23 protein-coding genes are annotated in these 26,600 nt (G+C 42.9%); 11 read left to right on the forward strand and 12 right to left on the reverse strand.

Annotated elements, in window-relative coordinates; translation table 11 throughout:
- Window positions 1-96: 96 nt before the first annotated feature.
- The gene (locus tag DP117_RS04095) at window positions 97-999 is read right to left on the reverse strand and encodes an alpha/beta fold hydrolase (RefSeq protein ID WP_169217058.1); all 903 of its coding nucleotides are present in this window, start codon (window positions 997-999) and stop codon (window positions 97-99) included.
- A 180-nt stretch (window positions 1,000-1,179) separates the two neighbouring features.
- On the opposite strand from DP117_RS04095, the gene DP117_RS04100 reads away from it, so the two are divergent.
- Window positions 1,180-2,049 carry a RodZ domain-containing protein gene (locus DP117_RS04100; protein ID WP_339381358.1) on the forward strand — a complete coding sequence of 290 codons (870 nt, stop codon included), beginning with the start codon at window positions 1,180-1,182 and terminating at the stop codon, window positions 2,047-2,049.
- 52 nt (window positions 2,050-2,101) lie between these two features.
- Here the strand turns inward: DP117_RS04100 and gatA are convergent, their stop codons facing one another.
- Window positions 2,102-3,556 carry an Asp-tRNA(Asn)/Glu-tRNA(Gln) amidotransferase subunit GatA gene (gene gatA, locus DP117_RS04105; RefSeq protein WP_169217059.1) on the reverse strand — a complete coding sequence of 485 codons (1,455 nt, stop codon included), beginning with the start codon at window positions 3,554-3,556 and terminating at the stop codon, window positions 2,102-2,104.
- A 370-nt stretch (window positions 3,557-3,926) separates the two neighbouring features.
- Between gatA and DP117_RS04110 the strand changes: the two genes are divergently transcribed.
- The 3 genes from DP117_RS04110 (at window position 3,927) to DP117_RS04120 (ending at window position 7,275) form a co-directional block, all read left to right on the forward strand.
- Window positions 3,927-4,751, forward strand: coding sequence for a class I SAM-dependent methyltransferase (locus tag DP117_RS04110; protein ID WP_169217060.1), 825 nt, complete (start codon window positions 3,927-3,929; stop codon window positions 4,749-4,751).
- A 268-nt stretch (window positions 4,752-5,019) separates the two neighbouring features.
- Window positions 5,020-6,372 (forward strand): OB-fold nucleic acid binding domain-containing protein, encoded by a 1,353-nt coding sequence (locus tag DP117_RS04115; RefSeq protein WP_169217061.1) that lies wholly within the window; start codon window positions 5,020-5,022, stop codon window positions 6,370-6,372.
- A 357-nt stretch (window positions 6,373-6,729) separates the two neighbouring features.
- Window positions 6,730-7,275, forward strand: a complete 546-nt coding sequence (locus DP117_RS04120) for a hypothetical protein (RefSeq protein ID WP_169217062.1) — start codon at window positions 6,730-6,732, stop codon at window positions 7,273-7,275.
- A 6-nt stretch (window positions 7,276-7,281) separates the two neighbouring features.
- Here DP117_RS04120 and pabB read toward each other — a convergent pair whose 3' ends face one another.
- The 4 genes from pabB to DP117_RS04140 form a co-directional block, all read right to left on the reverse strand.
- Window positions 7,282-9,450, reverse strand: coding sequence for an aminodeoxychorismate synthase component I (pabB, locus tag DP117_RS04125; RefSeq protein ID WP_169217063.1), 2,169 nt, complete (start codon window positions 9,448-9,450; stop codon window positions 7,282-7,284).
- Window positions 9,451-9,546: 96 nt separating this feature from the next.
- On the reverse strand, window positions 9,547-9,753 hold the full coding sequence (locus DP117_RS04130; RefSeq protein ID WP_169217064.1) for a hypothetical protein: 207 nt from the start codon (window positions 9,751-9,753) through the stop codon (window positions 9,547-9,549).
- A gap of 245 nt (window positions 9,754-9,998) precedes the next feature.
- Window positions 9,999-10,883 (reverse strand): GNAT family N-acetyltransferase, encoded by an 885-nt coding sequence (locus DP117_RS04135; RefSeq protein WP_169217065.1) that lies wholly within the window; start codon window positions 10,881-10,883, stop codon window positions 9,999-10,001.
- Window positions 10,884-10,889: 6 nt separating this feature from the next.
- Complete coding sequence (locus DP117_RS04140; RefSeq protein ID WP_169217066.1) at window positions 10,890-12,563, reverse strand: transglutaminase domain-containing protein; 1,674 nt, start codon at window positions 12,561-12,563, stop codon at window positions 10,890-10,892.
- A 289-nt stretch (window positions 12,564-12,852) separates the two neighbouring features.
- On the opposite strand from DP117_RS04140, the gene DP117_RS04145 reads away from it, so the two are divergent.
- Window positions 12,853-15,705, forward strand: coding sequence for a cation-transporting P-type ATPase (locus tag DP117_RS04145; RefSeq protein WP_169217067.1), 2,853 nt, complete (start codon window positions 12,853-12,855; stop codon window positions 15,703-15,705).
- Between the two features lie 726 nt (window positions 15,706-16,431).
- Here DP117_RS04145 and DP117_RS04150 read toward each other — a convergent pair.
- Window positions 16,432-17,004: a dihydrofolate reductase family protein gene (locus tag DP117_RS04150; RefSeq protein ID WP_169217068.1), complete on the reverse strand. Its 573-nt coding sequence runs from the start codon at window positions 17,002-17,004 to the stop codon at window positions 16,432-16,434.
- 362 nt (window positions 17,005-17,366) lie between these two features.
- Between DP117_RS04150 and ffh the strand changes: the two genes are divergently transcribed.
- The 6 genes from ffh to DP117_RS04180 all read left to right on the forward strand — a co-directional run bounded on the left by ffh (window position 17,367) and on the right by DP117_RS04180 (window position 21,907).
- Window positions 17,367-18,824: a signal recognition particle protein gene (gene ffh / locus DP117_RS04155; protein ID WP_169217069.1), complete on the forward strand. Its 1,458-nt coding sequence runs from the start codon at window positions 17,367-17,369 to the stop codon at window positions 18,822-18,824.
- A 263-nt stretch (window positions 18,825-19,087) separates the two neighbouring features.
- Window positions 19,088-19,348, forward strand: coding sequence for a 30S ribosomal protein S16 (rpsP, locus tag DP117_RS04160; protein ID WP_169217070.1), 261 nt, complete (start codon window positions 19,088-19,090; stop codon window positions 19,346-19,348).
- Window positions 19,329-19,742 (forward strand): KH domain-containing protein, encoded by a 414-nt coding sequence (locus DP117_RS04165; protein ID WP_169217103.1) that lies wholly within the window; start codon window positions 19,329-19,331, stop codon window positions 19,740-19,742. The genes rpsP and DP117_RS04165 overlap by 20 nt, the downstream gene beginning before the upstream one ends.
- 267 nt (window positions 19,743-20,009) lie before the next feature.
- Entirely contained in the window at window positions 20,010-20,186 is a 177-nt protein-coding gene (gene rpsU / locus DP117_RS04170) for a 30S ribosomal protein S21 (protein ID WP_169217071.1), read from the forward strand.
- A gap of 275 nt (window positions 20,187-20,461) precedes the next feature.
- Window positions 20,462-21,415, forward strand: coding sequence for a PhoH family protein (locus tag DP117_RS04175; RefSeq protein ID WP_169217072.1), 954 nt, complete (start codon window positions 20,462-20,464; stop codon window positions 21,413-21,415).
- 84 nt (window positions 21,416-21,499) lie between these two features.
- A complete protein-coding gene (locus tag DP117_RS04180) occupies window positions 21,500-21,907 on the forward strand; it encodes a ChuX/HutX family heme-like substrate-binding protein (RefSeq protein ID WP_169217073.1) in 408 nt (135 codons plus the stop codon).
- Window positions 21,908-22,140: 233 nt separating this feature from the next.
- Here DP117_RS04180 and DP117_RS04185 read toward each other — a convergent pair whose 3' ends face one another.
- From DP117_RS04185 to DP117_RS04205, 5 genes are all read right to left on the reverse strand, one after another.
- Complete coding sequence (locus tag DP117_RS04185; protein ID WP_248277520.1) at window positions 22,141-22,653, reverse strand: hydrocarbon-binding protein; 513 nt, start codon at window positions 22,651-22,653, stop codon at window positions 22,141-22,143.
- A 198-nt stretch (window positions 22,654-22,851) separates the two neighbouring features.
- The gene (locus tag DP117_RS04190) at window positions 22,852-23,220 is read right to left on the reverse strand and encodes a roadblock/LC7 domain-containing protein (RefSeq protein WP_169217074.1); all 369 of its coding nucleotides are present in this window, start codon (window positions 23,218-23,220) and stop codon (window positions 22,852-22,854) included.
- A 537-nt stretch (window positions 23,221-23,757) separates the two neighbouring features.
- Window positions 23,758-24,315, reverse strand: coding sequence for a protoglobin domain-containing protein (locus DP117_RS04195; protein WP_169217075.1), 558 nt, complete (start codon window positions 24,313-24,315; stop codon window positions 23,758-23,760).
- A gap of 314 nt (window positions 24,316-24,629) precedes the next feature.
- Window positions 24,630-25,595 (reverse strand): DUF4388 domain-containing protein, encoded by a 966-nt coding sequence (locus tag DP117_RS04200; protein WP_169217076.1) that lies wholly within the window; start codon window positions 25,593-25,595, stop codon window positions 24,630-24,632.
- Window positions 25,596-25,893: 298 nt separating this feature from the next.
- Window positions 25,894-26,268 (reverse strand): roadblock/LC7 domain-containing protein, encoded by a 375-nt coding sequence (locus DP117_RS04205; RefSeq protein WP_169217077.1) that lies wholly within the window; start codon window positions 26,266-26,268, stop codon window positions 25,894-25,896.
- Window positions 26,269-26,600: the final 332 nt, after the last annotated feature.

Below are 26,600 nucleotides of genomic sequence, written 5' to 3' on the forward strand. Positions count from 1 at the left end.
CACTTCATTTTTTTTATATTTGCTAATCTTAAGTGTTGACCTTTGAAAGTACTCAGGAGGAACCAGTACTGGCTCCTGAAGTACAGTATCTGGCGTTCAGGAACCAGAATCTGTCATCAATTCTTTAGGAAAGACAAAAGAGCGCACTGCTTGTAGATATATAGAAGGAGCAACTTCTGCCACATTACTATGTCCTGCACCAGGGACGAGAACCAATGTTTTTGGTTCAGGAGCAGCAGCATACAAGTCTTGGCTCATGAAAGCAGGTATTACAACATCATCCGTACCGTGAATAAATAAAACTGGTATTTTTAAATTTGGCACCTTCCCAATCGAATCAAAGCGCTGTGTCAAGATCAGATTGACTGGAAACATCCAGTAATTGTTCCTGTGAGCAGTGACTTTCTGGAGCGAAGTAAAAGAGCTTTCTACAATTAAGCCAGCAGCGTTTGGGTTTTTGAGAGCTAAATCAATCGCGATCGCACCTCCTAGCGAATGTCCGTAAATAAAAATTTGGCTGGGTGAAATCTGTTTCTGATAAACTAGGTAGTCCCAAGCTGTAGCCGCATCTTGATAAACCCGCGATTCACTGGGAAAACGACCTTTGCTACGACCATAACCACGATAATCAATCAATAACACTGAAAACCCTAGTTGATAAAACCGATGTGCGTGAACGACATTTGCACCGATGTTAATAGCATTACCGTGTAGGTACAGCAAAACTTTAGCATTTGGTTGGTTTGCCTGTATCCACCAACCATGAATGTGTTCCACTTTACCTGCTCTCGCTGAAACAGGCAACCAAACATCCTTATAAGCTAAGTTCAAAAACTCTGGTGTCGTCTTAATAATGGAAGAGGGAAAAAAGATGAATCGTGTTTGCTGGAAAAAAAGAAATATACATACAGCAAAATAGATAATTGCTACAACGGCTCCTACATAAATTAAGAATGGGAATACTAATTGCACTGGATGTTGCAGCTTGTTTGTTCTCATGTAAGTATTTATAAATACAATATTCTTAGGCTAACAAAGTCACTCTATCAAGACAAAGCAATGAATCAGTTATCAAAAATGATTTAAAATAATATCAGTCAATTAAGTAAAATTTTGTACATAAACTTCAGTAGTTTGTGATTGAATAATCAAATATTAACAATAAACAAGGAGAAGATAGTGAAGCTGTTAAATAAGGCTCAAGAAGAGCAATTAATGGAAATAGTTGCACATCTACGCCAAGTACGAGAGGAAAAAGCGATACGTCTAGAAGAACTTGCAGCTTACACACATATTCGACCTCCTATTTTAAAAGCTATAGAAGAAGGACGATTTGAAGAATTGCCCGAGCCTATTTATGTCCAAGGGTTTATCCGTCACTATGGAGATGCGATGGGACTAGATGGTGCTGCTTTAGCAAAAACTGTTGCAGATATTTGTTTGACTCCTCAAGAATCAAATAAAGATCATCAGGTGTTACATGAAAAACCAAGTATATACGTACCTCTTGCTGTACCCTACGTCCTGTTATTAGGTGCTGCTTGCTTTGGATTGTATTATATTCTCAATCAACAACCGTCAGTTGAGTCTGCTAGTCAAAGAAAATCGTCACCAGTTGCTTCCAAACAAAAAACGGAATCTGCATCTAAGACTGCATCATTAGTATCATCAGCATCATCCTCCAAACCAAAACCGAGTGTACCTGTCAGTTTAGCGACAACCAAGGCTTTATCCCCACAAGCAACAACTCCAAGTCCAAGCCCAACTCCATCTCCGACAGCACAGAAGACTTCTCCTCCTGTTGAAGTCACTCTTGAGCTTCAAGACAAATCATGGCTACGAGTGAAGGTAGATGGCAAAACTGAATTTGAAGGGGAGTTAAACAAAGGGGATAAAAAAACCTGGACAGCAAAAAAAGAGTTGATCATTCGTTCTGGAAATGCTGGCGCTGTATTGATTTCTACTAATAAGAAGCAACCAACACCATTAGGAAGTATTGATAGTGTTAAGCAAGTGACAATCACTCCAGAAACAGCTAATAGTCAATAGTCATGAGTACTTATAGTTTAGTTCTATATACATGATGACATATGACACATGACTATAGTTGCGGCGATCGCTCTTTCCAAGTCGTTGATTGCTCATAAGCATAAGCGACTTGAAACAGTTGGTCTTCTCGCAAAACATTACTAATAAGCTGTAAACCAATTGGTAACCCATCGTGATCAAAACCACATGGGACGCTTAAACCTGGTAAACCAGCAAGATTGGCGGGAATAGTCATCAAGTCAAGTAAGTACATACTCAAAGGATCAGAGGTTTTCTCCCCTGATTTAAATGCGGTAGTGGGAACTGTCGGACAAACTAAAACATCAACTTTTTCAAAAGCTTTTTCAAAGTCTTCCTTAATCAAGGTGCGAATTTTTTGAGCCTTAAGATAATAAGCATCGTAATAACCAGCCGAAAGGGTGTAAGTTCCAATCATAATTCGGCGTTTCACTTCTGCACCAAAACCCGCAGCACGAGTGCGAGTGTACATTGATATCAAATTATCTGCATCAGGAGCGCGGTAGCCATACTTAACACCATCATAGCGAGCTAGGTTTGCCGATGCTTCAGATGGAGCAATAACATAATAGCTCGATAAGCCATAGCGGAACCGAGGACAAGAGATTTCTTGAATTTCGGCTCCTAATTCTTTTAATTGTTGAATTGCCTTGTTGACAGATTCTTCGACTTGTGGATCTAAACCTTCACCAAAAGTTTCTTTAATAACACCAATTTTGAGCTTTCCTTTCGGAAGTTCTGGTTTTAAGTTAGCAGTGTAGTCAGGAATTTCGACTTTTAGGCTGGTGGAGTCTTTGGGATCGTAACCGGCGATCGCCTGCAATAATATCGCTGCATCTTCTACTGTGCGTGCAAATGGTCCAATTTGATCCAAAGAAGAAGCGAAAGCCACCAAACCATAACGAGAAACAAGTCCATAAGTTGGCTTGATTCCCACAACACCACAAAAAGAAGCTGGTTGTCTAATCGAACCACCAGTATCAGAACCCAGAGAGACAACACATTCTCCGGCTGCGACTGCTGATGCAGAACCACCAGAAGAACCGCCTGGAACTCGTGACAAATCCCAAGGATTAGCCGTGAGTTTGAAGGCAGAGTTTTCTGTAGAACCTCCCATTGCAAACTCATCCAAATTGGTTTTACCTACCATCACCGCACCAACATCTGCCAATTTTTGAGTGACAGTTGATTCATAAGGCGGTACAAAATTTTCGAGAATTCGAGAGGCGCAAGTGGTGGGAATTCCCTTAGTACACATATTATCTTTGATCCCAATCGGAATCCCTGTTAATATGCCAATTTCTTCCCCAGCTGCGATTTTAGCATCCACTTGCTGCGCTTGCTCTAGTGCCCTCTCGGCAGTCACGCATAAAAAACTGTGCAATTTTGGCTCTAATGCTTGAATCCGATCTAGAGCTTCTTGAGTAATTTCAACGGCAGAGCGTTCTTTTTTAATTAACTGTGTATGCAACTCGCGGATGGACGCCATGATTGCTCCCTATTACGACTCAAGTCCTTGATTTTAGTACACTTTGACGACTTCTGCCCACTTGATTGGCGGTTGCTATATTTTAAGGTTTTAAAAAACCCGGTAACTTTAGCGTTGAACTCACGAAAACTCAGTCTTTGTAACAAATACCAGGTTTTTGGCGATCGCTTCACTCTCCTGCTTTCCCTACGGAAACATCTGACTCAAGCAGCTTGGAGTGAACTATCTACACGCTCCCATTCGGGAGATTTTAATATAAAGTGCCTTTTGTCAATCAGTTAAAATACTCAAATAACCTTCATAAAATTTTTGACAGATCCCTTGCTGGTTCTAAAATGAAATTGGACTCAAAAGCTGACAAAACTAGCTTATGCAAGACTTTAGACAAGAAATAAATGCCAGAGCTTCTATAGATTTAGAACAGCGAAGGACTTGGTATTCTCCCGTTGCTGATGTTTATTACAATGCAAGACCGCACTATCCAAAGGAACTAATTGATCGGTCTGTCGCTTTAGCCCAACTTTCCTCAGATGCATCGATTCTTGAGGTTGGTTGTGGTCCAGGAAATGCGACGGTGGCTTTTGCTCAATTTGGTTTTTCAATGACGTGTATTGAGCCAAACCAGGATTTTTGTCATTTGGCACAACACAACTGTGATCGATATCCAAAAGTTACAATTTACAATACTTCATTTGAGGAGTGGGAACTAGAAGCAAAACAGTTCAATGCTGTTCTATCTGCCAATGCCTTTCACTGGATACCGCCAGAGATTAGATATACCAAGGCAGCATCGGCAATGTGCGATGACGGTTTTCTTATTCTGCTATGGAATCTGACTCCAGAACCGAAATACGAAGTTTACCAAGTGATCGAGGAAGTGTATCAAGCTTATGCGCCCTCCCTTGTTCGATATGAAGGTGCGGAGATTCAAGCGGAGATTTTGAGGGGGTTAGGACAAGAGATTTTAGACTCCAATTGTTTTAAAGAGTTGGTTGTCGAGCAAACTGCGTGTGAAGTTACCTATAGCATTGATGACTACCTCAAGCTTTTGAGTACCCTTCGGAGACTAGAGCCACAAGCGAAGGAGTTACTATTTGCAGGATTGCGGAAGAAGCTAGAAAAATTTGGAGATAGCGTACAACTGGAGTTTCTTTCTGCTGTTCATGTTGCCCGCAAAGTACCCGTGAGAGGTTAAGAGAATTGCACAAATGTTTGCGAGGGTGCGAAAAAGGGGATTAAAGGCTAATTAGGTAAAAAAAGCTTTTTTTCTCATTACAAATTCACCTTTCTCACTCGAAATAACTTTGAATCCATTTTCCAATCAAAGTCTATCCCCACACCCTACACCCTACACCCTACACCCTACCTAAACAGATAACTTTGTGATCTACTAAATATTTATTCCAGTCAGATAGATATTGCCGGCTTTTTCTTGGATTTTATCGCTTTTGGGGGCTGAGAACATGGTTAAAATTATTGCCAGACAATCAATCAGTACGCAAAATGTCTACGATATTGGGGTAGAGCGCGACCATAATTTTGTTATTAGAGATGGCTTAGTAGCTTCTAATTGTTTCAATAAATCTCATTCAACAGCATATGGTTATGTCACATATCAAACTGCGTATTTAAAAGCGAATTATCCATTGGAATACATGGCGGCGCTGTTGACAGCTAACAGCGATGATACAGACAAGGTGCAGAAATATGTTTCCAGCTGCACAAGTATGAATATTCATGTAGAGCCGCCAGATATCAATCGCTCTGGAGTAGATTTTACACCGTCAGGTGGCAACATTTTGTTTGGATTGTCCGCTGTTCGTAATTTAGGACAGAATGCAATAGCCTGTATTTTGGAAGCGAGAGAGGAAAAAGGAGAGTTTAAGTCTTTAGCTGATTTTTGCGATCGCGTGGATTTGCGTGCTGTTAACAGGCGTACTTTAGAAGCGCTGATTTCTTGTGGAGCCTTTGACAAAATTGACTCCAATCGCAACCAGTTACTTCACGATTTGGAACTCGTATACGAATGGGCACAATCTCGTGCTAGAGACAGAGCGATTGGACAAGGAAATCTCTTTGATTTGTTAGGTGGTGCATTTTCGACTGCTGCTACGAATCATAAAAACTTAAATAGCTTTGAAGTCGCCCCCAAAGCTCAACCAGTTCCTGATTTTCCTCCAGAGAAAAAGTTGCAAATGGAAAAGGAACTTTTTGGATTTTATGTTTCAGATCATCCCCTCAAAGCTATTTCTAAATCAGCACGTGTTCTCTCTCCGATAAACCTTTCACAACTGAACGAGCAGAAAGAAGAAAGTAGTGTTTGTGTAGTTGTCATGCTTAATGGAGTTAAGAAAGTGATGACAAAAAAAAGTAATGAGCAAATGGCTATTTTGCAAATAGAAGATTTCAAGACACAATTAGAAGCAGTTGTATTTCCTAAAAATTACGAGCGGATTAATTCTATAATCAAAATTGATTCTCCGTTAATTCTTTGGGGGAAAGTAGAGCGACGTGAAGACCAAAATCAATTGATTGTTGAAGATGTACAACTAGTGGAAACAATGCAATTGGTGATAGTAGAACTCAATCTTCAACAAGCAACCACTCTCGAAGAACAACATTGTCTCAGAACAATTTTACAAGGACAATCACCAGAAAAAGCAAAAGTTCCAGTCATCGCAATTGTACAAGCCGGAACTTCCCGTCAACTTGTCCGTTTTGGACGACGATATTGGGTGCAAGATGCTAGAACAACTGTTCACGCTCTTCAAAACGCCGGATTTTCTGCTTATCCACAATCCCTTACTGGTGTTTAACGCAGTTCCACGAACGGTACTCCAGCAGTTTGTACTCTATTCATTTATGGAGATGCATTCTGGGTTCTGTGTTCTTACTCTGTGGTCTTCTTAAATTTCTTTTACCCGGTGCAAGATGTCATACTGAGTACTCAGTATGACTCCAGAGTCAGCATGGAACTTGAGTGTATGCAACTGTTTACGTAATTTTCTTATTGTTCACGCAATTTTTGACATAATAAACTAAGTAGTTTTCCTTGGCTAACTGATGATTTCAACGTTTTTTCCCTAGTTCTGCGGATTAACACCCTAATCTTTAAATGGTATATTTTGATTCAGTTAATCTATGTGTTAATCAGGGGAGAGAGCAAAAATTGCATGACAGCAGATGAGGTTAATCATTTCGTTGCATATTGTAAAAAAATTCAACCCCAATCTCAGGAAGAGATTAAAAGATTTTTTGAGGGTGTTGTGAGTTTTCCTTATGATAATGAACTTTTGTTGCAAGCTTATTTGTTTTTGAATATCAAACAGATATTTCCTTTATGCTCTGAATTATTGTTATTTGAAAAGTCCCCAATTGCCGACTATACAGATTTGGGTAAATGTGATTTTGTTTATCTGACTTCATTAGGTCAAATATTGATAGTAGAAACCAAATTTATTGATACAGAAGCGACAGGAGCGACAGAAAGAAAAAGACGAAACAAGCACAGGAATAAAGTATTTGAGCAAGTCATCACTTTGAAAAGCAGATTTAGTGAATATTGGAATATTAAGTTAGAGCAATTAGAATGTGCTGTTTTTACAACAGACCCAGAAGTTGCTTGGCGAGGAAATGGAATGAATGTTGTGACTAAATCAGTTTCTATGAATAAGCTCAAATATTGGAGAATAAATTATAAAAGTATAGTTTCATGTTAGTTCTTTTCAATTGACCAAGCCCTCTGACTTGCCCAAAGGGCAGAGGAGTCCGTGCGCTCGCAAGATACGAGATCGCTCTGGCTCAAGCGTTCCGTGCATCGTCAGAACCATCGCGTCGATTAAGGCTTTCGCTTTGAGCAGCATTTCTTGAAACTCCATTTCAGGATCAGAAAGTGCTACAATTCCTCCACCAATACCAATAGAGGTTTGATGAGGAGTCAGAACAGCGGTGCGAATAACAATATTCAAATCAGCTGAACCATTCAATCCCAAAAAGCCGATTGCCCCTGAATAGACTCCCCGTGCTTCTTGTTCAAGTTGATCAAGAATTTGCATGGTTCTGAGCTTGGGTGCTCCTGTCATCGATCCTCCCGGAAATGCCACACGAACACAATCTACTGCTTGTACATCTGATCGCAAATGCCCGCGTATTGTTGTCACCAGTTGATGCACTGTCGCATAGGTTTCTACATCCATTAACTTCGGTACATGAACGCTACCGACTTCACAAACCCGTCCTAAATCATTGCGTAAGAGATCCACAATCATGAGATTCTCAGCTCGATCTTTTTCACTGTTTCGTAGCCTCTGGTGCAAGACGAAATCTTCTTCGGGGGTTTCTCCTCGCCGCAGTGTTCCTTTAATTGGTTTAGTTTCTACCCAACCAAAGCGATCAATCCGCAGAAATCGCTCTGGAGACGAGCAGGCGATCGCTATTTCACCAAAGCGCAAAAATGCAGCATATGGGGCAGGATTGATACGACGTAATCTGCGATAGAACGTCAATGGATCGGGGCTGATATCAGTGTGAAGCTGATTTGTGAGGCAAACTTGATAAGTTTCCCCTTCAGAAATTTCGTCCAGGCAATGGTGAATATCATGAATGTAACTTTGATAAGTGCGACTCAAACGGAACTTGACTGGCTCACCATTTCCCTGGGGTACAAGGGGAGGAAGAGAAGCCAGAGTTTCGAGTTGTTGCCCGATAGCATCAAACCAAGTTTGAGCCTGTTGTGTTTGCCCTTTTTTGATGAGTTGCAGTAAATAAAGACTCTGTTCTTGGTGATCGATGGCAATCATGCGATCGGCAAATAAGAACATTGCATCAGGTAATGGTGAGGAATGCACTAACTGCCCTCCACACTCCGCCTTGAGTTCATAGCCAAAATAGCCAACAAATCCACCTGTAAAATCAAACGGTAACTCCAGAGCTTGGCAACGTCGGCGGTTAATTTCTCGTTTAAGATATTCAAAAATACTTTCGGTACGACGAGTGACAGTATCTGACTGTGTGATGATGAGTTCTTGCGTTTGGGTATGGTATTGTATCAATAGGCTGTTTGCTCCATTTCCATCGCCCATAAACGAGAAGCGAGATAGACCAAGTTCCACACGGCTACTGTCTAACCAAAAGGCATTCGGTGCTTGCTCGAACAAATTAACAAATATTTGTTCTGTATCCGGGTAAATATCTAGCTTGCGCGTATGAAGTTCAAACTTCTGGGACTGTTCTTGGTAAGAGTTGTTAATAGGAGGACAAACAGATCCATGTCCTGTCCAATATTGCTTTCCAGAACTTCTTGACGATTTATTCGTAAATTGCAGCGTGATCTCTCTAAAGTTTTCTAGCAATGTTTGTCCATATTCTGTGCAGATAGACTCTGGGTGAAACTGCACACCCCAAAAAGGTTGATACCGATGACGCAATCCCATCACCAGTCCTTGTTCAGTCCAAGCAATCTTTTCTAGGCACTCAGGTAATTCATCAGCAACTAACAACGAGTGGTAGCGCACCACAGAAAACGGACTGGGAATTTGCTTAAATAGTTCAGAACCATTGTGGTAAACTTTACTCAAGCGCCCATGTCTAACTTCTGGTGCATGAATGACTCTACCACCGTACAGGTAAGCGAGTCCTTGATGCCCTAAACAAACTCCCAGCAAAGGCACATCCACATTCTCAATGATTTGTCGGCAGATTCCAAAATCTTCTGACCTTTCTGGACGACCGGGACCCGGAGAAATGACAATGTTGTCAAATGCAATTTTTTTCAAATCATCCCAGCTAACCTCATCATTGCGAATCACCAGAGGAAACTCCCCATTGATCTGGGCAATCATCTGGTACAAATTGAAGGTATAAGAGTCGTAGTTGTCAATAATTAATGTATACATATTAAACCTATTGCAAAATTATTTTATAGTAGAGTAAAGACTTTTGTGGCTTGAATTAATCTATGCGATACAAGCAAACAAAAAACTTATCGAAGGTTATGGCTTCTGTTCGAGGGGATGAATCGAGCCGTGCAAACGCCGGAGTTTTTCGGCTGTCCCTTCATCAATGCAACGGCGGAATATTCCGATGCCACCCATCCCTTTCACCGTATAGCCATTGAGTACAAGCAGATGTAGCGCGACTACATTTTTCAGATCGTCGAGCAGCTTAACGTTGCTAAACTGCTTGCATTGACTTAGCAACTCTTTTTGCTGATTGAAGGAACGCTTGTGGCCGCACAAGTGGATGTGCAGCAGCGCACGTCTAAAGAGGCTCTAGCGGCGGCACACATTTTAGTAGATTTCCATCGCAGAAAATGAAATACCGCCTATAAAGCACTTTTGTATTTACGCGCCTGAACGGAACGCACTGAAATGCGTCTGTCCGCCCCATGCGCTTATTTCGATCTCACATTATTTTACGTTTTGCAGCGCGGTTAATGCTGTTATTAATACAAGGCGGATGGTAGAAAAACCCCTGCCGGTTCGTTATATAGACCGAGGCTCATCAACGTTGCGGTCTGGCTGACACGCAGATCATGGTTCAAACACCAGCGGAACAGGTCGCCGTTGCGCATCGGAACATAGAAGCCTCCCTCGGCGAACTCTTGCGCCGCCCCGATGAGCGCCTTTAAGTCCTCATTGTTCTCGCCAACAGCGTGACCGAAGAAGCCGATTTCGGTGGCATAGCCCGATACGCGCCCATCAGACTCGACAAGCGTTGCCGTGCCCCGCCCGACAGCTCCGTTTAGTTCACCCGCCCGGTCATGACCGTGAATGCGATAGCAGAGTTGATTACACGCGGCAAGGTCTGCTTCAGTCGCCGGGCGAACGATGCGGCCGGGTATTGTCAAGCAGAGCGGCTGTCCTTGAAGGTTTGCTAATGGCTCGCGCACGTCGAAGCCGAGTTTGGTATACAGGGCAAGGGAGCGGCTGTTATGCGCGGCCTGAACAAGGCGCACACCGGCGCACCGTTTTTCGCGTGCCCGCTGCAAAACATGTTCCATCAGGCGGCGACCAACCGACCGGTTTTGCGCGGCGGGGTCTACCGCAGTGGGACCGATGCCGGCAATTGTGTCGTCTTCCCACAAAAAGTTGCTGCCGATGACGCGCCCATCCTCAGCCTCAGCCACGACCGAATAAACCGCCGGGTGCGCCAACAGTTCGGTCAACATACCAGCCGCAAACTCCGCAGAAGGAAAGTCGGGTACGAAGCCGTGCTGTTCCGCAATAACACGGAACCCTTGATACAAAATGGTGCCGCAGGGGAGTGCGTCGTCGGGCCGTCCCGCACGCAGCATCACCGAAGATGTTTGTTCAAATACTTTGTCCATTTGAGCCTATAAGGGTGGCAATTCTTCCAAAATCGTGAATCGGATGTGATTAATTGCTAACTCACCAATTGAAATTTCTTCTTTGGTGAGCTTAACCCCTTGACTTGTCAAGGTTTCAAAGGGAATTCCTTTGCCTATTTCAATGTGATACCAGCATAAGCCCATAAAAAACCTTGTGGGATACGGTCCACCACTACCAACATCATCAGGATTGGATTCCATAGGCAACCACCCGAAACCTGGTATATAAAACTCCAACCATACATGATTATACTGAGGTTGTAGAGGAACTTGCTGGTATTCAGCGTAGGGGGGACATTTGTAGCGACCGACTGTACGACAGGGAATACCATTTAAACGGCACAGAGCAAGCAAAACGCCCACATACTCGCCACACGAACCGACACCCCGTTCTAAAACAATATCTGGTGTGTCAATATGGGGTTTGATGCCATAGGACAACTCATCGTAGACGTAATTGCGGATACTGTACATTTTCCGTAGCAGATTGGTTTCAGTTCCAACTGCTTCACGGGCAGCGCGGCGAACAACGCTGGTATCCATTGCCAAATCATCATCATCCACTAAGTAGCGGGATTGAAGTTCGCTTGAGAGTTTTGGTATATCTTCGACATCGCTGGGCGTAATGCGATACTTCATTCCCCGGACTTCCAAAACTGCTTTCCAGCCAAAAATATGCCGTTCGCCTGGAGTGAGGGCATCAAATTTGAAAACAGCGACACGTTGCCCTTCTACGACTTCTTCTGTAAAAGGTAGACCAATCGGTTCAATGTGTTTTATCTTTTGACGAGGAGTTTCCGATGGCAAAGCAATACGCCATTCTACCTCGGGTAAATACACCTCTTCTAATGGTGCAATTTCTTCCATATAAGACATCTCAATCAGATATCCATTGGAGAGGGCATAACGTTTCTCCGGATTGTAATCGTAATTGAGCGGGTGAATGAAAGTGCGATCGCGGTAAGATAGCTCATGATTCGGATCCGCGTTCGGGTTATCGCGGACATACGGTTCTTCAGAGGTGTAAGCAACATAGAGAGTTTTCTTGCCCGTCTCACTATCTTTATGTATTGCTATCCCCGTCGGAGAATCAAATGGTGTCAGTACGCCGAATTGAACTTCCCCAGTCGCCCTGTCTATACAATACACAGTTTGTTCCACTGTGTCGCTCACCCAAAGTGTTTCCTCGTCTACTGCTAAATTCTCTACCCCAACCCCAGGAGCATAAAATTTGGTAATTTGTTTTCGTGTGTTGCGATCAAAAATCAGAATGTCTCCCAACTTTTGGCAACTAATGTATACAGTTGATTCCCAAACAGCAATGCCATCCGCTGCATAAGGCAACGTTACAAAATGTTCCAAACCCAACGAAGCTAGCTTGCATAAATAAACACTATTACCCCGAGTCAGCCAAAGAGTATCTTCCCATACTGCGATACCCGTCATATCCGTAAATTCTTTGACTTGATGAGAGTTGAGAATTTGGGCATTGTCAGAGTGTGGGTCAATTTGCAACAAATGCCCTTTAACAGTATCAATAGCAATTAGTGTATCCTTAACAAAGGTAATGCCACAGAGGGCGGCAGCACCAAGCGGTCGAATTGTCCTTTTCCCAAGCATTTGGCTGGTAGATGGAAAACTGGGGAGTGCAAAAGTCATATTACACTGGTTTAGTCAATGGTATAGCACGCTTAAAATCGAAGATGAAATGTCTTGTTACCTAGTTCTCTACTTCTATCACTCATAATCATCGATATTTTATATGATGAAATTCGTTTATTAGGAGTAAGGACACTCATGTTGTCCGAAAGAAAAAATTGGGAACCATCAAAAATGCCATCTGTCACGTACAGCGTGGCGCTCAACCTAATATAACTTCATATTGATGGTTTTCCAGCCATTGCTAAATTATGATCGAATTTTGTAACCATTCCCTGTGACCTACACGATGTCTGCTCATTCTCTACCCGAAAAAGCTGCCGTTTGGCATAGTTTGGAAGTTGATAAATCATTGGAACTGCTGAAGACAAATGCAGACACTGGCTTGACACCCCAAGAAATACAACAGCGGTTGCAAAAATATGGTCCCAATGAATTAGAAGAAACTGCTGGGCGCAGTGCCTGGGAAATTTTGGTGGATCAGTTCAAGAACATTATGTTGTTGATGCTGATTGCCGTAGCCATCATCTCTGGGGTTTTGGATTTGCTAGCTTGGCAGCAAGGCACCTTGAAGCCAGGTGAGTTGCCTTTTAAAGACACAATCGCCATTTTAGCGATTGTTATCCTCAACGGCATACTCGGTTATGTCCAAGAAAGCCGTGCCGAAAAAGCCTTGGCAGCCCTGAAAAAACTTTCTTCTCCCAACGTGCGACTGATTCGCGACGGTAAACCAGTAGAAGTGGCAGCCAAAGATTTGGTCCCAGGAGATGTGATGTTGGTGGAAGCTGGAGTACAAATCGCTGCAGACGGACGCCTTATAGAACAATCTAACCTGCAAGTGCGAGAATCGGCACTCACTGGTGAAGCCGAAGCGGTGAACAAACGTTCAGAAGTCACATTGCCTGAAGAAACATCATTAGGCGATCGCATAAATTTAGTTTTTCAAGGTACTGAAGTCGTCCAAGGACGCGCCAAGATTCTGGTAACCAACACCGGAATGCAGACAGAACTTGGTAAAATTGCCTCTTTGTTGCAGGGAGTGGAAAGTGAACCGACTCCATTGCAACAGCGGATGACTCAACTCGGTAATGTCCTCGTCACGGGTTCTTTGATTTTGGTGGCGCTTGTCGTTGTGGGGGGTCTTTTACGTGGCGGTAACTTACAAGAACTGTTGGAAGTTTCTTTGAGTATGGCGGTTGCTGTCGTGCCAGAAGGCTTACCCGCAGTTATTACCGTTACCTTGGCACTGGGAACCCAACGAATGGTACGTCGCAACGCTTTGATTCGCAAACTCCCAGCAGTAGAAACTTTAGGTTCTGTGACGACGATTTGTTCTGATAAAACTGGCACCTTAACTCAGAACAAAATGGTGGTGCAATCAACTTACACGAACAACAAAACTTTTCGTGTGAGTGGGGAAGGTTACGCCCCTAAAGGAGAGTTTCAGCTCGATGGGAAAACAATTTCCATAAATCAATCTCCAGAAATCCAAACTTTATTAGTCGCCTGTGCCTTGTGTAATGATTCATTTCTGCAACAAGAAAAAGGAGAATGGAAAATTTTGGGCGACCCAACAGAGGGCGCTTTAGTTACCTTGGCCGCGAAAGGAGGAATCGAAAAAGATCAATGGGACAGTAAGCTGCCCCGCGTCGGCGAGTTCCCCTTCTCCTCAGAACGCAAGCGGATGAGCGTCATTTGTCGGGTTGAAGGAGTTGACAATGGTGTATCAGGGCTAACATCACCAGATCCTGTACTGAGGAACTTACTGCAATCTGAAAGCTATTTAATGTTCACAAAAGGCTCGCCAGAGTTAATTTTGGCACGTTGCACACAATTTTACGCAGGCACAGGCTCAACAGCTTTGAATGATGAGCAGCGGCGTAAGATATTAGCAGAAAATGACCAAATGGCGAGTAAAGGTCTACGAGTACTGGGTTTTGCCTACAAACCCCTCACTGAGATTCCACCGGAAGGTTCAGATGAGACATCTGAGCAAGGCTTAGTTTGGCTGGGATTAGTAGGAATGTTGGATGCACCACGTCCAGAGGTACGAGCAGCCGTGCAAGAATGTCGGGATGCGGGTATTCGACCAGTGATGATTACTGGAGACCATCAACTGACAGCACGAGCGATCGCCACTGATTTAGGAATTGCTAAAGAAGGTGAGCGAGTCCTCACAGGTCAAGAATTACAACGGATGAATGACCAAGAACTTGAGCAAAACGTTGACTTGGTGAGTATTTATGCTCGGGTTGCCCCCGAACACAAACTACGAATTGTGCAGGCGCTGCAACGTCGAGGCAGATTTGTTGCTATGACAGGTGATGGTGTTAACGATGCTCCAGCCCTAAAACAAGCTGACATTGGTATTGCAATGGGTATCACTGGTACCGACGTGAGCAAGGAAGCCAGTGATATGGTGTTACTTGATGACAACTTTGCCACCATTGTCGCTGCCACAAAAGAAGGGAGAGTTGTTTACACCAACATCCGCCGCTTTATCAAGTACATTCTTGGAAGTAATATTGGCGAGGTGATCACGATTGCAGCAGCACCAGTTCTCGGACTAGGGGGCGTTCCCCTCTCGCCGTTGCAAATTCTTTGGATGAACCTCGTTACGGACGGTTTACCAGCACTAGCATTAGCTGTAGAACCTCCTGAACCCGACGTGATGAAGCGTCCGCCCTTCAGTCCCCGTGAAAGTATTTTTGCTAGGGGGTTGGGTTCTTACATGATTCGGATTGGTATAGTCTTTGCCATCATCACGATTATTCTCATGGAGTGGGCGTACAATTATTCGCAAACAGTCACAGGTCCAGGACTTGATCCACAACGGTGGAGGACAATGGTATTTACTACCCTGTGTCTTGCTCAAATGGGTCATGCCATAGCAATTCGCTCGAATACTCGACTGACTATACAAATGAATCCTTTTTCAAATCCTTATGTACTTGGGGCTGTTGTCGTGACGACAATTTTGCAGTTGATGCTGATTTACGTCCCACCCCTACGCGATTTCTTTGGTACCCAGTGGATAAGTCCAACTGAGTTGGCAATTTGCTTTGGCTTTAGTGCTTTGATGTTTGTATGGATTGAACTAGAGAAACTCTTCTTGCGGTTGATGGGTAAAAAACCCGTTTAAAGCGCGAATTTTCAGCGAAAGGCAGTGGGAAAGCCCTTTCGTTTTAAAAGATGGATGAAGCGTCACCCACCGTCTTGGTTATTGTTGTTCTTGCAAAAGTCTGATGAATGGATATTTGGAACCACAGATAAACACAGATGTAGATGCAGAGCGGCTTCCCGCAGGGTACACAAATAATTAATCGGTGTGCATCTGGAGGACACTGCTGTGCGGGGGTTCCCCACGCCAGTCCGTACCCTGCGGGAAGCCCTCCGGGGAAGACCTCCGGTCTCGCTGCGCGCTCCGGGGGTGCCTCTTTCAGAGGAACTTCGTTAACGCAATCGACGGGAAGCGGAGCCACTGCGGTGGACGGGTCTCCCGGCATAAAGGAGCCAGCGCCGTGGGCGGGTCTCCCGACTTGAGGCGTCTGGCGTCAAGTGGCGTCCAAGACTGCGACCCCCTCACCGCCCTCCGGGCGTCTACAAGTCGGGAAACCCGAACTGTGCAGCTGGCTCCCGTTGAGGCAACTGTTCGTTGTGCATCTGTAGTTTCATTTTCAGAAGTTTCACATTAGACATGAAAATAGAAGCCCAAACCACGCAAAATCGTTCCAGCATCATTTTCATTGTTCCGCTTGAGCGACAGCGAGTGGAGTAAGATTGCAAAAGTCGGTCAAACAGCTTCAATTTTAGTCATATGAAGCTCGTAATTATAAAGCTGCATAACGGTTATATTAAGTTACAGGAGTTACTTTTTCACTCGATAGTGCAGCAACATGAAACCGTTGCTGTAGATTTTGCTGTTGGTAAGTTCCAGTGAAGTCTGCTTGATCGCACCAGAAAAAAGTCGAATGCCTGAGCCGAGAAGTATCGGATGTACCTTCAGGATTATCTCGTCGATTTCAGGGAAAAGCATTGTAGCTAAATCGCCACCACCGCAGAGCCAAATGTCCTTACCAGGTTGCTGCTTCAATTCCCTAACCAATCCCACAGCGTTATCTGAGACAAACTCAACATTTTTATCTGGACTTTCTTTCAGGGTGCGAGAGAAAACATACTGCTTCATCTGCGGGTAAGGGTTGGTAAAACCATCCTTTAACCCCGCTTCGTAAGTTCTGCGTCCCATCAAAACAACATCAAACCATTTATTCTCAGCACTAATGCCTAGTTTGTTGCGAAAGTGAGCCGGAATAGTTTCAGGAAAGGTTTCAAGCAAATAGGCGACTTGCTCCCCTTCCATAAGGAAAAAATCATATGAATCGTCCTCGCGGGCAATGAATCTATCGACGGTACAAGCCACGTAATATTTGAGTTCTCGCATACTAACTTCTCCTCAATGAGTGCAGGATAGACTTTTCTTGTGCAACATTTAAGCTAAACAAATCAAACATTAGACTTCTTGCAAAATTATTTTGTGGTATAATTGAAAGTCTTATAAAAAAGATATATCAAAGTCTATACGGACAACCTACGTTACCTCATTAGTATCTCTGATAGCTCATAAAAAGCAGATTTTTCAAATCCCTTATCTTAGCATGAATTATTTTTACAAGAGGTCTATTCTCAAGCTAGATTGACTGTAGTGCTTATAACTTTGTTGCAATACAGTCGAACTGAAAAAACACTAAGCTGTATATATTGCATAAAAACTCTGCTGGCGAACTACCTGTAACTTGACTGATTATGTTTGAAGCATTAGCTGACCGTTTAGAAGGTGCCTGGAAAAAACTTCGGGGAATGGACAAAATTTCCCAATCCAATATTCAAGATGCTTTGCGGGAAGTGCGTCGCGCCCTGTTAGAAGCAGATGTTAATCTCCAGGTAGTTAAAGATTTTGTCACCGAAGTTGAAACCAAGGCACAGGGAGCTGAGGTCATTGCTGGTGTACGACCTGACCAACAGTTTATCAAGATAGTCTACGATGAACTGGTGCGGGTCATGGGAGAAGAGAACGTTCCCATCGCACAAGCTGAGCGATCTCCCACAATAGTTCTGATGGCAGGGTTACAGGGTACTGGGAAAACGACTGCTACTGCTAAGTTAGCCTTGCATCTACGTAAATTAGAACGCAGCTGCTTAATGGTGGCGACGGACGTGTATCGTCCAGCAGCTATTGACCAACTGATCACACTAGGTAAGCAAATTGACGTGCCAGTCTTTGAACTTGGATCTGATGCTGATCCAGTTGAAATTGCACGACAGGGCGTAGAACGCGGTAAAGCAGAAGGAATTGATACAATAATTATTGATACTGCTGGTCGCTTACAAATTGATCAAGACATGATGGGGGAATTAGCCCGCATCAAACAAACTGTCCAACCACATGAAACTCTTTTAGTGGTGGACGCCATGACAGGTCAAGAAGCTGCCAATCTGACCCGTACTTTCCACGAAAAAATTGGGATCACTGGTGCAATTCTTACTAAGTTGGATGGTGATAGCCGGGGTGGGGCAGCACTGTCTGTGCGGCATATTTCAGGAGCACCCATTAAGTTTGTCGGTGTCGGTGAAAAGGTAGAGGCTTTACAACCGTTTTATCCTGACCGTATGGCATCGCGCATTTTAGGCATGGGCGATGTTCTGACCCTGGTAGAAAAGGCTCAAGAAGAAATTGACCTTGCTGATGCCGAGAAGATGCAGGAGAAAATCCTGTCAGCGAAGTTTGACTTTACTGATTTTCTCAAGCAAATGCGCCTGCTCAAAAATATGGGTTCGCTGGGAGGCATTATTAAGCTTATTCCTGGAATGAACAAGCTGACAGATGACCAACTTAAGCAAGGAGAAACTCAGCTCAAGCGCTGTGAAGCGATGATTAATTCCATGACGCGTCAAGAGCGCCAAAACCCAGATTTGCTGGCAAGTTCTCCCAGTAGAAGGCGACGCATTGCGAATGGGTCTGGTTATAAGGAAACAGATGTCAGTAAACTGGTAAGTGATTTCCAAAGAATGCGCAATATGATGCAGCAAATGGGTCAGGGGCGCTTCTCTGGTATGCCAGGAATGTTTGGTGGGATGGGTAATCCCGCCGCTGCCGGTAGCGGTCCAGTCGGCCCTGGTTGGCGAGGTTACAGTGGCGGTGCAGGCGGCTCAAAAAAGAAGCCGAAGAAAGACAAAAAAAAGAAAGGCTTCGGTACGCTTTAGTCGCTTATCAGTGGTCAGTTACAACTCACAAATCACAAACAGTAACTCACAATTCACACTTTGCAAATGCTAAAATAATCATTTTAGCATTAGAAGTTAAACTGCCTACCCGATGGAAACAGCCAATACAAAACAGATAGACTGTTTTCAACAGGACTAACATTGACTTTGGAACTGTCTTCGGGAAACTTCACGCTCATGTGACTTCTCTTTGAAACTAACTGCAAACGAATTCCTAGAAACAGGAGAATGATTTCCTAACCATGATTAAACTGCGCCTGAAGCGATACGGTAAAAAACGGGAAGCAAGTTACCGTATCATCGCAATAAACAGCCTCTCTCGCCGCGATGGTCGTCCCTTAGAAGAACTGGGTTTTTACAATCCCAGAACTGATGAAGTACGACTGGATGTTCCCGGCATCGTCAAGCAACTACAACAAGGCGCTCAACCGACTGATACCGTACGTCACATCCTGCAAAAAGCCAATGTCTTTGAACAGGTCAGTGCAAAAGCCTCAACTTAAAATCGGAACAAAATCCCCCACAACCAGTCCAGACTACGTTGGGCTGGTACGGTTTCTGATGCAACCGTTTTTGGATTATCCTCAATCTTTAAGCATCGATTGTGAAATGTCTTATACCCGCAACCGTGCTTGGATTCGGATTGCGTTTGAAAGCTCAGATAAAGGAAAAGTATTTGGTCGGGGTGGACGCAATATTCAGGCGATTCGCACTGTGATTGCAGCATCAGCTCAAGCAGCTGGACACTCAGTATACCTGGACATCTATGGCAGCACTGCTGGTAGTCGAGAGGACTCATCTTTCGATGATGACAGGGAAGAACGATTACCGCCACCAAAACCCAGAGAAAAACGTGGAAACGGACATAAACCTATTGCCAGAACACGCTCCTACTAGATTTAAATCAGAGCAAAAACCAAATGAATTATGAAGTGAAATAAGGAGTCATTCGCCTTTCTAAAGTGCGACGGGAAGCATAAAAACCCACCAGCTAAAACTTGAATTTCTAAAAAAAATCGAGTTTTGGTATCTTTTAAAGGTGGGATGAAATGCTCCAAAAGGACTTGAGCGCCCGTCAAAAATGCTAAAATATCGAGCAAAATACTGTTGAGTACATGGTTGTAGATGACTCAGATAATCTCTGTAAGGAGGTGAAACTAGGGAGTGGCTGAAGTCCGTTTGGGTGAAAATGAGTCAATTGACTCAGCATTAAGGCGTTTTAAAAAGAAAATTCAAAAAGCTGGAATTTTATCCGAGGTCAAGCGCCGGGAAAGATACGAAAAACCCAGTCTGCGCCGTAAGCGCAAAGCGGAAGCTGTACGCAAAGGTGGTCGCTACTAAATCAAAGTTTGAAATCTTTGGTTATGGTAGTTAACTAATGCCAGCTAGCTTTAAAGTAAAGGTTTGAAAGCAGTTGTAAATCAAACCGAGGCAAAGTAGAGCAACGCTTCTGGCACCTCTACTTTTCTTAATCAAATTTTAGTTGCAACACAAATGTTCTTAACATCGAAAAAAACAACAAAATTATTTGAATCGTCTAGTTCAACAAAAGTCTGTTCACTGTTTTTATAATCTCGTACCTTATGAATGAGCGAATTTAGAATTTAGAATTTATTATGGCAGGAGCCTTAACGATTCAACTGCCAAATACTCCAAGTGCGATCGCACTTGCAGGAGAGAGGGAAGAAAATCTCAAAACTTTGGCACAACAAACAGGAGCAAATATAGTTCTGCGGGGACAAGAACTTTATATTTCTGGGACAGAAAAGCAAATTGACTTAGCGAGTCGATTAGTGCGATCGCTTGAGCATCTTTGGAGTCAAGGCAATAATATTTCTAGTACAGATATATCAACAGCTCGTCATGCTTTGGACACCCATCGTGAAGATGAACTGCAAGATTTACAACGCGATGTCATTGCGCGAACGCGTAAAAGTGAAGAAGTCCGTGCCAAAACCTTTCGACAGCGACAGTATATCGAATCGCTGCGCAAGCGGGATTTAACTTTTTGTACCGGTCCTGCTGGTACTGGTAAGACTTTCTTAGCAGTCGTCGTCGCAGTACAAGCACTCCTCGACAACCAATTTGAACGATTGATTTTGACTCGTCCTGCTGTCGAAGCTGGCGAGAGACTTGGTTTTTTACCAGGAGACTTACAGCAGAAAGTCAATCCCTATTTGCGTCCACTCTACGACGCAATCAACGAATTTATTGACCCAGAAAAAGTCCCATCATTGATGGAAAGAGGCGTCATTGAAGTTGCTCCCTTAGCGTATATGCGGGGACGGACACTCAACAATGCTTTTGTTATCGTTGATGAGGCTCAAAATACGACACCAGCTCAAATGAAAATGGTTTTGACTCGTCTGGGTTTTCGTTCCCGGATGGTGATTACAGGTGACATCACACAAACCGACTTACCACTCAACCAACAATCTGGATTAACAGTCGCTATACAAATTCTCCAAAAGGTAGAAGGCATAGCCTTTTGCGAATTCTCTCAAAAAGATGTTGTGCGTCATCCGCTTGTTCAGCGTATAGTCGCTGCATACGAACAATATGAAAAATAGTCCCTGGTCATGAAAGAATGACTAATGAACGCCACTTGCTAGGAACTCCCGCAGTGGCTCCTAATGACTGATGACTAATAACTAATGACTAAAACACTTAAAGAATTTTTAGAAACTTGTGAAACTCTGGGAACCTTGCGTCTCATTGTGACGAGTAGCGCTGCTGTTTTGGAAGCACGTGGTCGCATTGAAAAGCTGTTTTATGCAGAACTCCCAAAAGGTAAGTACGCCAATATGCATACCGAAGGTTTTGAATTTCACTTGAATATGGATAGAATTACGCAGGTGAAATTTGAAACAGGTGAAGCGAAGCGAGGGAACTTTACCACCTATGCCATTCGGTTTTTGGACGACAAGCAAGAGCCAGCTTTGAGTTTATTTCTACAATGGGGTAAACCCGGAGAATACGAACCTGGTCAAGTGGAAGCTTGGCAGACCTTACGGGAGCAATATGGAGAAGTTTGGGAACCTGCACCAGTAGAGATTTGCTAGTAGAAATCTGCCAGTAGAAATTTGCCAGTAGAAATCTCATTTTGAATCTCGCGCCAAGACGCTAAGAAAAACTTAGTATCTTGGCGCGAAACTTTATTAAAAGCTAGAGTATCATAGTTCATAGACAATCGCGCTTGGATTCTCCTAGACTGATAAAAGAGGGGTTCCCCTTGTTGAGGTGTCTGGCGTGACACCACAGAGAAGAAAAAAATGCTTAACCCAAGCGTATTGGGTTAAGCTAAGGTGGAATATTCAAAAACATCATGAGTCCCAGCACGCAAGACAGACTCAATTTGTTTTCCCTGAAAGCGCTTGTTTAAGACAGCTTCCAAAAAACCTTGAATGACGCCTAGAGTATAAATACAAATTCGTGGTGAACCCTGTGCTTCACCAGCAGAGCAAAAAGTTTCTTTAGTATGAACTTTGTAGACATTTTCTTTTAGTTCTATTTTGTCAATAATACATAAGCGAGTTCCTTGTTTGCCCAAAACCAGATTCATCTTCTCTTTGATGTCTTCAACAGACCAAATCGCTTGATTGCCAACTAAATCTAGATTTTGGGCGAAATTTCTGCCTTGATTGCGACCAGCAGATAACATTGCAATCCCGGCAGTTTTATGACCTAAAGCTTCTTCGAGACCGATAATGATTGCTTTTAAAAAGATAATACTACTAAAATCTCCCAGTTCTGGACGCAAAGTTCCCATTTCCTGATTGATAAAAGTCTGTTCACTCGACAACATCATCTTCTCCTTTCCTGTATTTCTTTAATTGATTTAGAGCACCTATTCAGTCTTCATAATTGTGAATAAAAAACCCGGTTTCTTTTTGTTGTACAAAAGCGTAACTTCGGTTTTATTGGTAACAGAAACCGGGTTTTTATGATGAGTAAATCAATATTCTAGAACTCGTTTTCTTGCAAAAATTAGTCCTAAGTTTTTTGTCTAACCCAATAGGGATATAATTTTAGCAATAGCACGTTTGATTTCTAGAAACAATAAGCCTTGCTTAACAGCATGACTAGCGAGAACTAATAAAATTGCCTCAGCACCACAGCCTACCAACACGCCATAGCCTTTTTCGCCTTCAACAAAAATACAGTCAATATTGCCGCGAACAAGTTCGTATCCTATTTGTTCACCCAATGAGAGCATGGATGCAGATATAGCTGCAGTACGCTCTTCATTCATTCCTGCTGGTAACACAGAAGCTAAAACGAAGCCATCAGGACTTGCTAGCATTGCACCCTGAATCTCAGTGCTGGTTGAGACAAACTTTTGCAGTTCGTCTTGTAGCATGGAAACGTGAGTCATCTCTTTCCTCTTGTAGCATGGAAACGCGAATCAGAACTTTTTCTATAACGAAGTGAAAGTATTTCAGTATTTTCTACAGTTGTTGCTATCTTTTCGCTTTGAGCAAGAAATTTCTTTGAGGCCAAAAAGCAACTTCTCCTGGAGTATTTTAAAACTGACCAACAAAAGTCAGGTGTGATGTGTGATTAGCTGAAAACTTTCATAAAATTCATAAAAATAGCGTGGTCAAGTCTGTAATTTCCACATGTAGACATGCACCGCGTTACTGAATAACGATATTATCAAAGAATTCAGGAATCAGAGGCTCAGCTCCTGGGTTCTTCTTCAAGTGATGAAGCTGTATAAGAAGTAGAAAGAATTTTAGAGTAACCAGAGCAATTAACGTTACCCAAAGGCAAGCCTTATGAGAATTGGAGCGATCAATTAATAGCTGGTTAATAGCTGGTAAGGAAAAAAACAATAATTACATTAATTTTGATTAACATAGTGGAAGATATTTGAGGGATGCACCCTATAAGAATTAATGCTTAAGCAATGTTACCTGGTGGAACATGCACCAGTAGTAATTAAGCGTCTAAACAAGCCTTCTGTCCAGCCAGTTTCTTGAAGAACAGCAGATGAAGATGCTTCGACATAAGCTTGCTCAATGAAAGCCAAATCAATCATGCAAATTCGACTGAGGGCATCTTTGAGAGATTCGTTTTTATCATCAGCTTGTAGACGCTTACCAACTTGATATATCACTGTAGCCATTGCTGGAACAACGTGTTGGGGTCCGATACCGATGCAAGTGTGAACTAGACCAATTTTCCAACGGCGCTCAGCATAAGCATAGCCCCAGTCATCCATACCTGTGAACATCTCGTGGAACCATTGAATAAACGTTTCACGCAAGCGATGGATGCGTCCTTCTGAGGCATGCAAAGTTGCATTCATTTCCTCATCGCGCCCTAAGTAGGCGTAAAAGTGGTCAGCCATATCTGAGGCAATTTTTAACCCCCAGTCTGCCTCAGATTTCAGTAGAGCTTTGTCCTCGTCTGTCAGCCCAACGCGCTTTTCTACTAAAGATAAGAAGGCTTGTGGTTCTAAAGTCATGTAAAAGTTCTCCTAGTATCAACAGAAACCAAACAGGTCCACTAATCTTCTCTATTATGGTCAACCAATTCCTGATAATGATCAAAAATTTCCTGTAGACTTTATACAAGTATTTATTACTTAATAAATTCATATACTTATTTACAATTAAATTAACAAAAAGTTGAAAGTGAAGAGGTCATTTATAAAGTAAATCTTAAATTTCTAGATATTAATTATAATATTAGGTAAGACTTCGTTTAACGACTTCCGATCTTTGCTATACCCACCCAGTAGCGCGGCTAAGTTTTGTTTCGATGAAAACTAAATCATCTTTAAAAGAATGATCGAATGACACGCAGCCAACCAACTAATTTTTGAAGAAACGACTGATCAACATTTGTTTGGCTGGGAGAGTCTACGGCTGAGTCTGGTAAACTTTCTGCGATGGATGTCGTTTCTACCACCGTATGAGTTAACTCCTGGGTATTGTCACTTTGGCTAGGAGAGTTTACGGCTAACTTTGGTAAATTCTCTGCGACGGATGTCGCTTCTATCATCTGGTTCTCCCAGACAGCAGTTAGAAAAATTTCTTCAGCTAAATGACTCATTAGCAGTCGGAAGGCAATCTGCTGAACTTCTTCTATAGCAATGCCAAGTTGATTGGCAATTTCCCCCAGGGAAATGGTGCCATCCGCTAATTGCCAAACTTGCCATTCCACAGAATCTAACTGTAACTGAGACTGACTGGTATTTTTATTTGACAAGATTAAAGTTAGATCCGGTAGTTTTTCTGCTAACATACTCCAGTCTCGTAGCGTCCGCAAACCGATAAGTGTGACTTCAGTTGCTGGCATACTTATGCCTGTCATCTCTGCTAAAGGTAAATTCGCTTGAGCATCAAATTCAAACTGACCATTTTTCAGTTCAAACAAAGCAGATACTTGCTCCACAACTTGAGTACGAAATAGTAGTTTTAGTTGTTCAGCTTGCAGCAGTCCTTGAAACTTCAAGCATAAACCTATCGGTGTGTTAACTCGACACAGCTGAGCCATCTTTAAAGCAACTTCTTCGCTCACCCAGCCTCGTTGAGCAATCATTGAAACCAAACCTTTTTCATCTAAGCAATCAGCAGCAGCCACAATACGACCTTGATACAGCCAGATGTAATGAACTGGCACAACAGCAGTCAAATCAGCAGTAAAAGTACGAATTGTGAGTAATCCTGTGTTGTTTCCTTGCTCTAGCAATTGAAAGATTTCCGGCAAGGAAAACTCTGCTAAATTACCAGTAAATGTCATATGAGTTTTACTTAGTAGTCTAATGGACTACCAGGTTGAGATATCAGTTTTAGATGGTAATAATTTCACTATCTCACCTCTTTCAAAAGTTTTGTCAGGGCATGAAAGTAAGTCATGAAGTTAATAGAGTGATACCTGTTCTCAATGAGAATTCTATATGAAAGAATACACTTGTTGGTTCACATAATCTTAAGATATAAACCTACTACTGCTCTCGTCGCAAAGCAACACGCTCTTGCAACGCCGTTTGCATAGCTTGTCTGATAAAACAGGGCGTGCGCTTTGCGCTGACGCAAAATTAGTACATCATAGCCTTCTTCAATTCTGTAAGAACACGCTTGATTTCTAGCATGAGTAATCCCTGCTTGGCAGAATCACTTGCTAAAACGAGTAGTACAGCATCTTCACCGCAGCCACTGAGAATTCCAAAACCCTTATCACCTTCAACAAAAATGCGCTCTATATTCCCTCTGCTTAACTCACCCCCAATGCGTTCACCAAGAGATATCATCGCTGCAGCCATAGCGGATACCCGCTCTTCGTCCATCCCACTAGGTAAGCTTGACGACAAAGTTAGACCATCGGGAGAAACAAGCACTGCACCTTGTACATCACTCGTAGCAGTGACAAAGTTTTGCATAATGCTGCCAAGTTTTGCTGTGTTGATTGCCATCGTACACTCCTGTTTTGTTTTGATTTAGTAAGTTGTGGATGATGTCTCGTTGCAATTGCTGTTTTCTATTTGACCTTTTTTTGAATTCAAAATTCGCTGCCTACGGCACGCTACTAACACATTCAAAATTCAATCCGGAAGAAGAAACAGATTTTTGAATTCATCAATTCCGAGTGCAGGCTTCCACTGAAATTTTGTTCAGTGGTCAACAAGACAGTAGCGCTTTCTTACCCCCACTGATTGTCTTCAATTTTGAATTTTGAATGAGCGAATTCACCGTTTATATCTATGTACTGATTCAGTATCTTTGCCCTACAAGCTTTGAATCAGAT

It is taken from the genome of Brasilonema sp. UFV-L1, from assembly GCF_012912105.1.
Taxonomy (GTDB): domain Bacteria; phylum Cyanobacteriota; class Cyanobacteriia; order Cyanobacteriales; family Nostocaceae; genus Brasilonema.